The sequence below is a fragment of the Butyrivibrio fibrisolvens genome (genome assembly GCF_023206215.1).
Lineage (GTDB): Bacteria > Bacillota > Clostridia > Lachnospirales > Lachnospiraceae > Butyrivibrio > Butyrivibrio fibrisolvens_C.
Genome location: NZ_CP065800.1, coordinates 558,889 through 572,759, shown reverse-complemented (window position 1 = coordinate 572,759; position 13,871 = coordinate 558,889). Strand labels below are relative to the sequence as shown.

Genomic DNA, 13,871 nt, shown 5'->3' with positions numbered 1-13,871 from the left:
AAAATGAATGAACATCTTCCGGGGGATATTGTACTAATGAGCAGATGATATTACAGATCGGATACATGGAATACTTCCAGTAGTTCAGTAAGCTCGGTTGAGATATTCTCAAGTGTAGCAGAAAGATCGCTGATATTCTCAACAGTGTTGTTGACTTCCTGCATTGAAGCACTTGTCTCCTGAGCGCTTGCAGCATTTTCTTCTGATATAGCTGACAGTGAACTCATTGTATCGTTTAGATCAACGCATTTGGTTCTGGTGATCTCTGCTGCATCCTTGGCTTTGTTGAAGTTCTCACGAACATCTGCGATCATACTGATAACATCTCGTACAGCCTCAGCTGTTTCATCGCTTATCTGCTGCTGGCCTCCAACTGCGTCATTGAGCTGGCTTACGGTTCTTACTGCGGATTCGGAGCTGTCGGATAGTCCCTTCATGATCTCGCCGATACGCTGAGCGGACTGAGATGACTGAACTGACAGATCCTGAATCTCTGTAGCAACGACCGCGAAGCCTTTACCTGCTTCACCTGCTCTTGCAGCTTCAATTGATGCATTAAGTGACAAGAGGTTGGTTCTGGAACTTATCTCATTAATAGCTGCAACAGCATTCTGAACTTCTTCTACAGAATCACCCATTGCTTTTACTTTTTCTGATACATCAGCAAGGGAATCTGCTGACTGGGTCATGGCAGCTTTTAACTTCTCGAAGTTAGCCTGCATGTTGTCGGAAGACTCTGCCATAGCATTGGCTTTCTCGTCAGCAGCATCAACTTCATTATTGAGAGTTTCAACATTCTGAAGAATCTCCTGAATAGCGTTAACACCGTCCTGAACACTTTCAGCCTGATTGGTAGCACCATCGGCAATCTCGCCTACAGCTATAGTGATGTTAGCACTGTTGTCCTTGGTCTGTGCTGCGCCCTGAGCCAGTTCGATAGAGGAGTCGTGGACACTTATAGAATCGTTCTTGGCACCTTTTAAGAGCTTGCTGACAGAATGTCTCATCTTTTCAAGCTGCTGCATGAGTATACCAAAATCATCATGAAGCTCTGTGTATTTAGGATCTATATGTCTTGAGAAGTCTCCGCTTCCCATTTCATCAAGCCATACAGAAGTATCCTTTAATGGACCTACGATAGATCTTGTGAGCATTACTGTCAGTACTACAGATATTATGATAAGTACAACACCTGTACCTATGGAGATTGCAGAGATATTGGTTGCTTTAGCAGACAGGACACCTTCATGCTCAGCAGTAGTAGATTCTATATAATCGATATAGTTACCTGTTCCTATTACCCATTCGAAGTTAGGATAAGCTTTGGTATAGGCTCTCTTTGGTGAAGGCTCAGTTTCGCCTGCCTTTGGGAAATAGTACTCGTTGAAGTAGCCTTCGTTTACATTTTTTTTGGCACCTTCAATGAAGTCAGCCACCATTGCAAATCCCTGACTATCTTTGGATCCCAATCTGTTGGTTCCTTCTGTATCGTTTCCAAGGAGGACTACATTGACGCCGTCATAGGTATCTACCCACAGATATCCGGCTTCGCCATAGCTTATACCTCTTATAACAGTCGCGGAATATTCTTTGGCTTCATCAAGTGTCATTGCACCGGCCTGATACAATCCATAATATGTATCGCAGATTGCGAAGGCCGTATCAACTTCGTTTTTTATCTGATCATCATAGTCCTGACTGATGGAGTCTTTGATGATCTCAACTGAAGTCGACTGAATCTGACTCATTCCTATTATAGCCATACCGCTTAATCCGATCATGGCTATTACTACAACTGCAAGAAGGATACTTAGCTTTGTTCTGACTTTCAGATTTTTCATAAGATTTTCCTCTATTAAACATATAAATGTATGGTTTGGGAGAAAAGAGACACCCAATGACTAGAAGATATTTCGGGTTTTTGGCCATAATTATTTAGCGGCTGAAGATTATTTTTTCAAGTTAAAAAATAGACTGTGCAATGACCCAAAAGAGCTTTTGGCATCAGGTGCATCATATATATTAGTGATGGTAGTAACAGCCAGGGGATACATTATCTAAAAGTTATTGTTATAGCCTTTGTTGTGATATACTATTTAAAGTATTGTGCTTAACATGCATATCAGGGAGGTTCAAGATGGATATCGCACTTAAAATCACACAGGAGCTTGGCGTTAACAAATGGCAGGTAGAAGCGGCCATTAAGCTTATCGATGAAGGTAATACCATACCTTTTATTTCCAGATATAGGAAAGAGGTAACAGGTTCACTTAACGATGAGCAGCTCCGTAACCTTGATGAGAGGCTCAAATACTTAAGGGGCCTTGAGGACAAGAAGCAGACTGTCCTTGCGTCCATAGAAGAGCAGGGTAAGCTCACAGAAGAACTTAAGAACAAGATCATAGCAGCAGAGACTATAGTAGCTGTTGATGACTTGTATCTTCCATATAGACCTAAGAGAAAGACAAGGGCAAGCGTAGCAAGAGAAAAGGGACTTGAGAAGCTTGCTGATATCATAAGACAGCAGAAGATCTCTATAGATGAACTTATAGTAAAGGCAGGAGAGTTTGTCACATCAGGTGATGTACCTGCAGATAAAGAAGTCAAGAATGTCAAGGAAGCCCTTCAGGGTGCCAAAGATATAATCGCAGAGGAACTGTCTGATAATGCAGATGTTCGCACTTATATCCGTGAAGCTACTATGCAGGAAGGCCTTATATCATCTACTGCCAAGGATGATAAGGCGGAGAGTGTATATGAGCAGTATTATGCTTATGAAGAGCCTGTAAGCAAGATTGTAGGACACAGAGTCCTTGCTCTTAACAGAGGAGAAAAAGAGAAATTCCTTAATGTTAAGATATCTGCTCCTGTAGACAGGATCCAGATGTTCCTTAATAAGACTCTTAGTCCTGATGGAGAGACTCCTCTTTCTCCTGTAATAGCAGAGATATGTCAGGATGCATATGATCGTCTTATAGCTCCTGCTATCGAAAGAGACATAAGGAATGAACTTACAGAAAAAGCTGAGGATTCTGCAATCACAGTATTTGGTAAGAACCTCCAGCAGCTTCTCATGCAGCCACCTATTGCGGGTAAGACTGTACTTGGCTGGGATCCTGCTTTTAGAACAGGATGTAAGCTTGCAGTAGTAGATCCTACAGGTAAAGTTCTGGATACTAAGGTTATTTTCCCAACAGCACCTCAGAACAAGGTGGATGAGGCTAAGTTTGAACTCAAGAAGCTTATCAAGAAGTATGGCATAGACCTTATCTCAGTTGGTAATGGTACAGCATCCCGTGAGTCTGAGCAGGTTATAGTAGAGCTTATCAAAGAGGTCGATACCAATCTTCAGTACGTTATAGTTAATGAGGCAGGAGCTTCCGTATACTCTGCAAGTAAGCTTGCTACAGAAGAGTTCCCTCAGTTCGATGTAGGCCAGAGGTCTGCTGCATCTATAGCAAGACGTCTTCAGGATCCTCTTGCAGAACTTGTTAAGATAGATCCTCAGTCCATCGGTGTAGGTCAGTACCAGCATGACATGAACCAGAAGAAGCTCGCAGAAGCACTTGGCGGAGTTGTAGAAGACTGCGTTAACAAGGTGGGCGTAGATCTTAATACAGCATCTGCACCACTTCTTACATATATATCAGGTATCAGCAAGCCTATTGCCAAGAATATTGTTGAGTATAGAGAGAAGAACGGCAGATTCACATCCCGTGAACAGCTCCTTAATGTACCTAAGCTCGGACCGAAGGCTTATGAACAGTGTGCAGGATTCCTCAGGATCCATGATGGAGACAATCCTCTTGATGATACTTCAGTTCATCCTGAGACATATGAAGCTACCAGAAAGCTCATGGAGAGACTTGGAATCACTATGGATGATGTCAGACAAGCTCAGAAGCAGGCAGCAAAGAGCATAGCTCCCGGAGCACAGAAAGCCAAGGCTTCTGACAATAAGGCTTCCAAGCAGGGATCTAAGAATGACAACCGCCGCAGAAATGAAAATAAAGTCGTAATAAGAAATACAGGAACAGCAATGGGCGCGGCTCTTGCAGCAGCATTTGGCACAGCATTTGTTGCTGACGGATCATCGGACAACAAGAAAAGCTCAGGTTCAAAAGGCGGATCAGCAAGTGCAAATAATGGCAGCAGCGCATCATCTTCCAAAGGCACAGCAGGATCTCTTTCTGCAAGGCTTGGAGATAAGGCTAAGCTTGCAGCAGATCTTGGAATAGGTGAGATCACTCTTACAGATATCGTATCTGAGCTTGAAAAGCCAAGCCGTGACCCTCGTGAGAGCATGCCGGCACCAGTCCTTCGCTCAGATGTAATGGATATGAAGGACTTAAAGCCCGGAATGATCCTTAAGGGAACAGTACGTAACATAGTAGATTTCGGTGCCTTTGTTGATATAGGTGTGCATCAGGACGGACTTGTACATATATCTCAGATCACAGACCGCTATATTAAGCACCCTCTGGAGGCTGTGAGCGTTGGCGATATCGTCGAAGTTCAGGTTATAGAGGTTGATATTAAGAAGCAGAGAATCGGACTTACAATGAAGATCAAGAACCAGAGCAAGTAAGCTTTGGATAGAGGGATATGAGAAAACAAATCTTATCTGCGTTAATAATCATAACAGTTTTGTTCACAGAGTTGTCTTTTGCAAGTAAAGGCAGCTCTATGGATGATACTATTGCCAGCATGCAGGAAGAGGAAGCCAAGACTCAGGAGAAGATATCTGATCTTGAGAAGCAGACTCAGGAAACTCAGAATGCTATAGATGAGCTCAATGAGCAAAAAGAGCAGACACAGAACAATGTATCATCTCTTCAGAATCAGAAGTCTCAGCTGCAGGATACTGTAGATGACTATTCTGACAAGCTAGAAACGCTCAGCGCCGAGATCACAGAGACAGAGAGTGCCATGGCAGAAGTTTCAGCTCAGATCATTGCACTAAATGAAGACCTTCAGGCTGCGGAGACTCTTAGAAAAGAGCGATATGAAAGCCTTAAAAAGCGTATGCAGATGACATACGAAAGAGGCGGTGATGAAAGTCTTCTTTTGATCCTTTTTGACTCAACATCACTTCAGGACTTCCTGACCAAATATGAATATATCAATGATATAGTAGCCTACGACCAGATGAAGATGGAAGAATATCAGGCTCTCGTAGACAGTATAGCTGCGCAGATAGCGGAGATAGAGAAAAAAGAAGCAGAGCTCGATGAATATCAAACGCAGCTTGATGAAAAGCATGAAGAGCTTGCTGATCTGACAGATACGGTAATGGGGCAGCTGTCTTCTACCAACAGTACCCTTTCTTCTGAAAGAAGTAAGCTAGATGATTATGACAAGCAGTTATCCGATCTTGATGAAAAGATGAAGTCCCTTGAATCCCAGACAGCAGCTGCTCAGGCAGAACTTGCCAAGCAGATAGCAGAAAGACTTGCTCTTACCAAGGAAGATACATCAGGTTCTTACAGCGCTTCTGCATCAGAGCTTGAATGGCTTGCTGCAACAATACAGGCAGAAGCTGGAGGCGAGTCCTATACAGGTAAGCTTGCTGTAGGTTCTGTTATCATGAACAGGGTTAAGAGTTCAGCATTCCCTAATGATATTGTAAGTGTTATAACCCAGACCAATCAGTTTGCATCCTACAGGTCAGGTAAGGTTGAACTTATCATATCGGCTGGTCCCAATTCCACCTGCATTCAGGCAGCTCAGGAAGTTCTGGGCGGAGCCCGTGTGGGCGACTATCTCTTCTTCATGACCCAGTATTGGGCTGACTATTACGGGATCAGTGAATATACCATGATAGGTAACCATGCATTCTTCTACCGCTGGGTTACCAACAAGAAGTCAGAAGAACAGAGCACTCCGGATACAAGTACTTCGGAACAGAGTGAACCTGCAGATAATACTCAGGATAGCGGATCACAGGATGCACTTCCGGAGGACAATGCTACACCTGAAGCTATTCCAGAAGATAATGGCGAAGGAGATGGTGGATCAGAAGGCGATGGGCAAGAAGGATCTGGTGATGGAGAAAACACGCAGTGATATCACGTAATATGTATAAAATATATAGTGATAGATCTGATTGAATGGATAAAAACGGAAAATTGTCTATTGATATATAAGAAAATGTATTGTAGTATATGTGTGAATGACTAAGAATAAGTTATTCACACATATTTTTAATTCTCTTATTCAGAGTGGTGGAGGTACATAGGACCTGTGAAGCCACGGCAACCCCTTGATCATATCAGGAAGGTGCCAACCTGAGCGTGCAAATTACGAGCAATAAGAGGATCTGAGACCAATATCAGTTCCGCTTGTTTGTGCACGCAACAAGCGGATTTTTTATGCGCTAAATAGCGCGGTGTGTTTACACACAGAAAGGAAAACTAATGGATAAGTTTATTTTCACTTCCGAGTCAGTTACAGAAGGACATCCGGATAAAATCTGTGATAACATCTCTGATGCTATCCTTGATGCCTGCATAGCACAGGATCCTATGAGCCGTGTAGCTTGCGAGACAGCAACATGCACAGGTTTCGTTCTCATCACTGGTGAGATCACAACTAAGGCAGTAGTTGACTATGCCAAGATTGCTAGAGAGACAATCTGCGAGATCGGCTATGACAGCTCAGCTAAGGGCTTTGATGGTAACACATGTGCTGTACTTGTAGCACTTGATCAGCAGTCAGCTGATATCGCTATGGGTGTTGATAAGGCTCTTGAAGCTAGAGAGAACCAGATGACAGATGAGCAGCTTGAAGCTATCGGTGCCGGTGATCAGGGTATGATGTTCGGTTATGCTACAAACGAGACAGAAGAATACATGCCATACGCTATCAGCCTTGCACACAAGCTTACCAAGAAGCTTACAGAAGTTAGAAAGAACGGAACACTTGATTACCTCAGAGCAGATGGTAAGAGCCAGGTATCTGTTGAGTATGATGAGAATGGTAAGGTTAAGAGACTCGAAGCTATCGTTATCTCAACTCAGCATGATGAAAAGATTACCCAGGAACAGATCCACGCTGATATCAAGAAGTATGTTATCGACGCAGTTGTTGATGCAGCTATGGTTGATGCTAACACCAAGATCTATATCAATCCTACAGGACGTTTTGTAATCGGCGGACCTCAGGGTGATGCCGGTCTTACAGGTCGTAAGATCATTGTTGATACTTATGGCGGAGCAGCTCGTCACGGCGGCGGTGCTTTCTCTGGTAAGGACTGCACTAAGGTTGACCGTAGCGCAGCATATGCAGCAAGATACGTTGCTAAGAATATCGTAGCAGCAGGTCTTGCAGACAAGGCTGAGATCCAGCTTTCATACGCTATCGGTGTAGCCCAGCCTACATCTGTTCTTGTAGATACATTCGGAACAGGTAAGGTTTCTAATGAGAAGCTTACAGAGGCTGTTCGTAAAGTATTCGACCTTCGTCCTGCTGGAATCATCAAGATGCTCGACCTTCGTCGTCCTATCTACAAGCAGACAGCAGCTTACGGCCACTTCGGACGTAACGACCTTAATCTTCCTTGGGAGCAGACTGATAAGGTTGAAGAGCTCAAGGCAGCAGTTAATGCATGATCAGCTTGATTAAAAATAGAAATAAAAAAATGTAAAAATATAAAAAGTGTCCCCCTTAAGGATCTGATTTTCCTTAAGGGGGACGCTTTCATTAACTGCTAATAGTATAAGGCAGGTGTCAAAAGTCCCGTAATTACAGGATGTAAAAAGGGAATGCCCAGAAGTACACGGATGTACTTCTATTCCCGTCATTATTAAGGGAATGCCAAGAAGTACACGGCCCGTTAAACCCTTATGTCATCTGTACATTTTCACTTCCAAATTTATCCTGCAGCATGGTCATGACTTCTTCTCCCGCATTGAATTTGATGCCGGGATATTTCTTCATCTGTTTGGTGTCTTTGAGGTAGGCGATTATAGAATCTTTACCGCCGTGACCTTCTATGATGCTGAGCATTTCTTTTTCGCTTATATCAAAAGCTTCCCTGTTTGCAAACTGAACCCATACTGTTCGTGGGATCTCTTCAAATGTCATGACTTTGTCAGCCATGAGTTTGGCGTCTTTTTCATCTTCGACGGATACATGGCCTTCGATTATCACGTGGGCATCTTCTGATATCTTCATGGCAGCACGCTCATAGATCTTAGGGAATACTATGACTTCTACAGCACCTGTCAGATCTTCAAGTGTTACGAATGCCATCATTTTATCATTTTTGGTATACTTGGTCCTTCTGTCTGTGACCATGCCGGCAAGAGTTACCTTTTGTCCTTCAGTAACTTTAGGTGTTCCTGTCTCCTCATCGAGATAGAAATCTGTTGTGAGGTTTGTAGAGTGTTTTTTCATAAAAGAGGCATAGGCTTCAAGCGGGTGACCACTTACATAAAAGCCCAGGACTTCTTTTTCAAAATTAAGGAGCTCTTCCTTATCAAACTCGCCTACATCAGGAAGCGGTATCTCGAACTGGTGCTTTTCTTCAGGTGCTGCAAAATCAAAAAGCGACATCTGACCTGCCATGGTGTTCTTGTTGTTATGAAGAGAATCCATGATCTGCATGTATACGTACATATACTGGCGTCTTGTTCCTCCAAGGCAGTCAAGGGCGCCGGACTTGATGAAGGCTTCTACGGCTCTCTTATTCATCTGACCGTCACCGGACATCCTTGTGAGGAAGTCATTAAGGCTTCTGAACTTGCCGTTTAAGTGTCTTTCTGCCACGACAGCTTCGATGACAGGAGTTCCGACTGATTTGATTGCGGTAAGAGCGTATAATATCGCCTTGTGCTTGTGGTTGTCTAAAGAGGCCACGTTCATAGCTTTAGAGGAATGCTCTTCATTAGGGGATGCAGCGTTCTTAGTCGAAGAGGTGGCACTTTCATCTGTATCCTCGTAGGTACAAACTGAGAATCCCACTTCTCCCTGGTTAATATCAGGAGCAAGGATTTCTATTCCCATAGAGTGGCATACGGATATGTAATACGAAACCTTGGAAGGTACGTCTATTACTGATGTCATAAGGGATGCCATAAATTCTACAGGATAGTAGTATTTGAGCCAGGCTGTCTGCATGGCTACAACGGCGTAGCAGGCGGCATGGGACTTGTTAAATGCATACTTGGCAAAGTCCATCATGGAGTCGTAGATCTTGTTGGCAACATCTGTAGATATACCTTTTGAAGCACATCCGGGAACCCCTTCTTCGGAATTACCGTTTACGAAGTTGTTCCTTTCAACTTCCATGACGTGCTGCTTTTTCTTACTCATGGCACGTCTTACAAGGTCTGCTCGTCCTAGAGTATAACCTCCAAGCTGCTGTACTATCTGCATTACCTGCTCCTGATATACGATACATCCGTAAGTTGGCTTTAAGATGGATTCAAGCTCAGGAGTGTCATAGGTTATGGATGACTGGTCGTTTTTGCCCTGGATATATTTAGGAATGAAATCCATCGGACCCGGGCGAAATAGGGATATACCGGCTATGACATCTTCAAGTGATCTTGGCTTTAGTTCCTTCATGAATGACTGCATGCCGCCGGATTCCAGCTGGAAGATACCGTCTGCATGACCGCTTCCTATAGATGCAAGTACCTTGGGATCGTTGTAGTCTATGTTGTCGATATCTATATAATTCTTATCACCTTTTTGGGCTCCAATAGAAGCGTTAGCTGCGTTAACTGCATCCTTTATTACAGTGAGGGTTCGAAGCCCCAGAAAGTCCATCTTAAGAAGGCCCAGCTCTTCGATGGTAGTCATCGTGAACTGAGTTGTTATGGAACCTTCAGCTGATCTTGAAAGAGGGATCAGGTCTTCGGCATTTTTGGAGCAGATAACTACGCCTGCAGCATGGATCGAAGTATGTCTTGGAAGGCCTTCAAGTTTTCTGCACATTTCAAGAAGGTCATGAGCCTGGTCGTTTTCTTCGTATTCTTTTCTAAGTTCAGGATTCATCTCAAGAGCTTTATCAAGTGTTATCTTAAGCTCCATGGGAACCATCTTGGACAGGGTATCAGCATAGGCATAAGGGATATCCATAGCTCTTGCAACATCCTTTATAACGCCTCTTGCAGCCATGGTTCCAAAGGTTATGATCTGGACGACTTTATCTTTGCCATACTTTCTCGTCACATGGTCTATAACATCCTGACGGCGTGTATATTCGAAGTCCACGTCTATATCAGGCATGCTGACACGTTCCGGGTTAAGGAATCTTTCGAAGAGAAGATCATACTTAACAGGGTCTATATTAGTTATATGCATGCAGTAGGATACGACAGATCCGGCTGCAGAGCCTCGTCCAGGGCCTACTGCGATGTCATGCTCTCTTGACCAGTTGATGTAGTCCCATACAATGAGGAAGTAATCAACATAGCCCATCTTCTTGATGACAGACAGCTCGTAGTCAAGCTGCTTTCTGACTGTTCCGTCGTCATCAGGATATCTTTCTTTTAATCCGTCATCACAGAGCTTATTAAGGTATGTCCATGAATCGTAGCCTTCCGGTACATCGAAATGTGGGAGCTTGGTTACACCGAACTCTATCTCGACGTTACATCTGTCAGCTATTATCTGTGTGTTATCTATAGCTTCCTGAGCGTATGGGAAGAGGGCTCTCATCTCGTCTTCGCTCTTAACATAGTAGTCAGGCTTGCCGCTCATCCTCATACGGTCTTCGTCAGATACCTTGCGCTGCGTCTGTATGCACAAAAGTACGTCCTGAGCAGCAGCGTCTTCAGATCTTGTATAGTGGCAGTCGTTGGTTGCAACAAGTGGGATGTCCAGCTGCCTTGACATACGAAGTAGAGCATTGTTGACATCTGCCTGCTCCGGGATTCCGTGATCCTGCATTTCAAGGAAGAAGTTGCCGTGACCGAAGATATCGTCATACTCTTTGGCAATTTCCACAGCCTTTTCATAGTTGCCTGATGTGATGGCCCTGGGGATAGCACCTGCAAGGCAGGCGGACAGGCATATGATGCCTTCGTGGTACTGCTTTAGAAGCTCTATATCAACACGGGGCTTATAATAATATCCTTCTGTAAAGCCTCTGCTTACGATATGTGACAGGTTCTCATAGCCTTTATTATTCTCTGCCAGAAGTATCAGGTGGAAGTATCTGTCTTCGCTTGAAGTATCCTTATCAAAACGTGATCCCGGAGCTACATATACCTCGCATCCTATGATCGGCTTTATGCCGTTTGCTCTTGCTTCTTTATAGAAATCTATAACGCCGTACATGACGCCGTGGTCTGTGATGGCACCGGCGCTCATGCCTAGCTCTTTTAATCTTTTTACATATTCAGTTATCTTGTTGGCTCCGTCCAGAAGGGAATATTCTGTGTGGACGTGCAGATGTGTAAATGCCATATAAATCTCCCATTAGCTACTTGTAGACCTAATGTTATAATCATAACATATTTTTGAGTTTTTCATTGCAAGAAGAACCTTGTTGCGATAAACTTATAAAGAAGTATTTTTTGGAATTTATATTGATATTTTTTTGTCAAACTTCTAAAAGAAATTGGCTAGGAAGTATTGAAAGGAAGCATGGATTATGGCAAAAGAGATTAAGAAGATTGGCGTACTTACCAGCGGTGGTGATGCTCCGGGTATGAATGCTGCCATAAGAGCAGTAGTACGTAAATCAATCGCAAACGGACTTCAGGTGGTTGGAATCAAAAAAGGTTATCAGGGACTTCTTAATGAAGAGTTCATAGATATGGACCGTCATTCTGTTTCAGATATCATCCAGAGAGGTGGTACAGTCCTCGGAACTGCCAGATGTATGGAGTTTAAGACCGAGGAAGGTCAGCAGAAGGCAGTTGAGATCTGCCACCAGTATGGTATCGACGGTGTCATCGTAATAGGCGGTGACGGATCTTACAGAGGTGCTCAGAAGCTTTCACAGCACGGCATCAATACAATCGGTATACCGGGTACTATCGACCTGGATATCTCCTGTACAGATTATACTATCGGTTTCGATACAGCTATCAACACAGCTATGCAGGCTATCGATAAGGTTCGTGATACATCATCTTCACATGAGAGATGCTCTATCATCGAGGTTATGGGTCGTCACGCAGGTTATATCGCACTTTGGTGTTCTATCGCTAACGGCGGTGATGATATTCTCATTCCTGAGAAATATGACTTCAACGAGCAGAAGGTTATCGACAACATCATCGACAACCGTAAGAGAGGTAAGACTCACCACATCATCATCAATGCTGAGGGTATCGGACATTCAACATCTATGGCTCGTCGTATCGAGGCAGCTACAGGTATTGAGACAAGAGCTACTATCCTTGGTTACATGCAGCGTGGTGGTTCACCTACATGTAAGGACCGTGTATACGCTTCTATGATGGGTGCATACGCAGCAGATATCATGACTCAGGGCAAGACCAATAGAGTTGTCGGATATCGTGATGGTAAGTTCCAGGATTTCGATATCGAGGAAGCTCTTAACATGGAGAAGTCAATCGACGAGTACATGTATCAGATAGCAAGAATCCTCTAATATTTATGTTTAAAACTTCAGGACACCGGAGCAATCCGGTGTCTTTTGTAAATATGGGGTTATCGGGGGGATTCCTGAGGGCTGGCAGTTTATAAATGATTATTGTGTCAAAAAGGATTTCAACTTCAAGGCATGATATCTGAAATAATATATTCCGGGATCCAAACTCGCTTCGCTCAGACATGTGGATCCCTTGCGGAATATATTATTTCATCTATCAAGCTCTTGAAGTTGGAAATTCTTTTTAAGACACAAAAATCATTTATAAACTGCCAGCCCTCAGGAATCTTCAACACGTAAGCAGCATAATATGTGTGCGCAGTTTGAGATAATAAGATATTATATTAATAAAATAGTATTTTGAAATAAACTGTATCCATGAAAACGGAGTCATATGATAAGCAGTCCATCTAATGAAAAAGTAAAAAGAATAGTAGCATATAATGCCAAGAATCGTCTTCGGAGAGAGGATAAAGTTTTTATTGTTGAAGGAATAAGGATGCAGGTGGAGATACCGGCGGAGCTTATTCTTGAGACATATGTGTCCGAATCTTTTTTGGATAAGGCATCGGGAAGTGATAAAGAATATTTGATGAGTCTTCCTAATGGATATGAAGTGGTGACGGATCAGGTGTTCAAGAAGATGTCTGATACCAAGGCACCGCAGGGGATTCTTTCTCTTGTCAAGCAGCTTGAATATGAAGATAAGGACCTCTTCGTTTCAGCCAAAAACAGAGATGGATCAAGTACAGGGCAGGCACCTATGATTCTGATTCTTGAAGGCATTCAGGATCCTGGAAACCTTGGCACGATCTTTAGAAGTGCTGAAGGAGCCGGCGTTACCGGTATCTATATGAGCAGCGACTGCGCTGATGTATACAACTCTAAAGTTGTAAGATCCACGATGGGAGCTATATTCCGTCAACCTTTCAGGTATACAGACGATCTTCTTGGAACTATAAATATGTTGAAAGATAAAGGCATCGTAAGCTATGCTGCTCATCTTAAGGGCACTAAAAACTACGACGAGCTTGACTTTACAAAAGGAACAGCATTTCTTATAGGTAATGAAGGTAATGGCCTTAGTAAAGAGATTGCAGATGCGGCAGATGAGTATCTGCTGATACCTATGCTGGGTCAGGTGGAGTCCATGAATGCGGCAACATCTGCAGCACTACTTGGATTTGAAGCAGCAAGGCAGAGACGAATTGGTTAAATAAGAAAACTGCCCGGTTGTATTACAGAGATGGCAATAGTCATAAGTAAAAACAACCGGGATTAAGTTAATACAAAAGGT

7 protein-coding genes and 1 riboswitch are annotated in these 13,871 nt (G+C 43.3%); of the genes, 5 read left to right on the top strand and 2 right to left on the bottom strand.

Annotation, left to right across the window (positions count from 1 at the left end; all coding sequences use genetic code 11):
- Positions 1-50: 50 nt before the first annotated feature.
- Positions 51-1,841: a methyl-accepting chemotaxis protein gene (locus I7804_RS02320; RefSeq protein WP_248404750.1), complete on the bottom strand. Its 1,791-nt coding sequence runs from the start codon at positions 1,839-1,841 to the stop codon at positions 51-53.
- 296 nt (positions 1,842-2,137) lie between these two features.
- Between I7804_RS02320 and I7804_RS02315 the strand changes: the two genes are divergently transcribed.
- The 3 genes from I7804_RS02315 to metK all read left to right on the top strand — a co-directional run bounded on the left by I7804_RS02315 (position 2,138) and on the right by metK (position 7,610).
- The gene (locus I7804_RS02315) at positions 2,138-4,588 is read left to right on the top strand and encodes a Tex family protein (RefSeq protein ID WP_248404749.1); all 2,451 of its coding nucleotides are present in this window, start codon (positions 2,138-2,140) and stop codon (positions 4,586-4,588) included.
- 17 nt (positions 4,589-4,605) lie between these two features.
- Positions 4,606-6,066 carry an LA_3659 family protein gene (locus I7804_RS02310; RefSeq protein WP_248404748.1) on the top strand — a complete coding sequence of 487 codons (1,461 nt, stop codon included), beginning with the start codon at positions 4,606-4,608 and terminating at the stop codon, positions 6,064-6,066.
- Positions 6,067-6,209: 143 nt separating this feature from the next.
- Positions 6,210-6,316: riboswitch (SAM riboswitch) on the top strand.
- A 100-nt stretch (positions 6,317-6,416) separates the two neighbouring features.
- The gene (gene metK, locus I7804_RS02305) at positions 6,417-7,610 is read left to right on the top strand and encodes a methionine adenosyltransferase (RefSeq protein WP_248404746.1); all 1,194 of its coding nucleotides are present in this window, start codon (positions 6,417-6,419) and stop codon (positions 7,608-7,610) included.
- Between the two features lie 232 nt (positions 7,611-7,842).
- Here the strand turns inward: metK and I7804_RS02300 are convergent, their stop codons facing one another.
- Positions 7,843-11,418: a DNA polymerase III subunit alpha gene (locus I7804_RS02300; protein ID WP_248404743.1), complete on the bottom strand. Its 3,576-nt coding sequence runs from the start codon at positions 11,416-11,418 to the stop codon at positions 7,843-7,845.
- Positions 11,419-11,605: 187 nt separating this feature from the next.
- Between I7804_RS02300 and pfkA the strand changes: the two genes are divergently transcribed.
- Both pfkA and I7804_RS02290 read left to right on the top strand, forming a co-directional pair.
- Positions 11,606-12,574 carry a 6-phosphofructokinase gene (pfkA, locus tag I7804_RS02295; protein WP_022753847.1) on the top strand — a complete coding sequence of 323 codons (969 nt, stop codon included), beginning with the start codon at positions 11,606-11,608 and terminating at the stop codon, positions 12,572-12,574.
- 394 nt (positions 12,575-12,968) lie between these two features.
- Positions 12,969-13,790 (top strand): TrmH family RNA methyltransferase, encoded by an 822-nt coding sequence (locus I7804_RS02290; RefSeq protein WP_248404742.1) that lies wholly within the window; start codon positions 12,969-12,971, stop codon positions 13,788-13,790.
- Positions 13,791-13,871: the final 81 nt, after the last annotated feature.

What these genes read in the sequence shown, in the direction of transcription:
- I7804_RS02320 (WP_248404750.1), bottom strand. Translation starts at nt 1,841, where the DNA reads ATGAAAAATCTGAAAGTCAGAACAAAGCTAAGTATCCTTCTTGCAGTT.
- I7804_RS02315 (WP_248404749.1), top strand. Translation starts at nt 2,138, where the DNA reads ATGGATATCGCACTTAAAATCACACAGGAGCTTGGCGTTAACAAATGG.
- I7804_RS02310 (WP_248404748.1), top strand. Translation starts at nt 4,606, where the DNA reads ATGAGAAAACAAATCTTATCTGCGTTAATAATCATAACAGTTTTGTTC.
- metK (WP_248404746.1), top strand. Translation starts at nt 6,417, where the DNA reads ATGGATAAGTTTATTTTCACTTCCGAGTCAGTTACAGAAGGACATCCG.
- I7804_RS02300 (WP_248404743.1), bottom strand. Translation starts at nt 11,418, where the DNA reads ATGGCATTTACACATCTGCACGTCCACACAGAATATTCCCTTCTGGAC.
- pfkA (WP_022753847.1), top strand. Translation starts at nt 11,606, where the DNA reads ATGGCAAAAGAGATTAAGAAGATTGGCGTACTTACCAGCGGTGGTGAT.
- I7804_RS02290 (WP_248404742.1), top strand. Translation starts at nt 12,969, where the DNA reads ATGATAAGCAGTCCATCTAATGAAAAAGTAAAAAGAATAGTAGCATAT.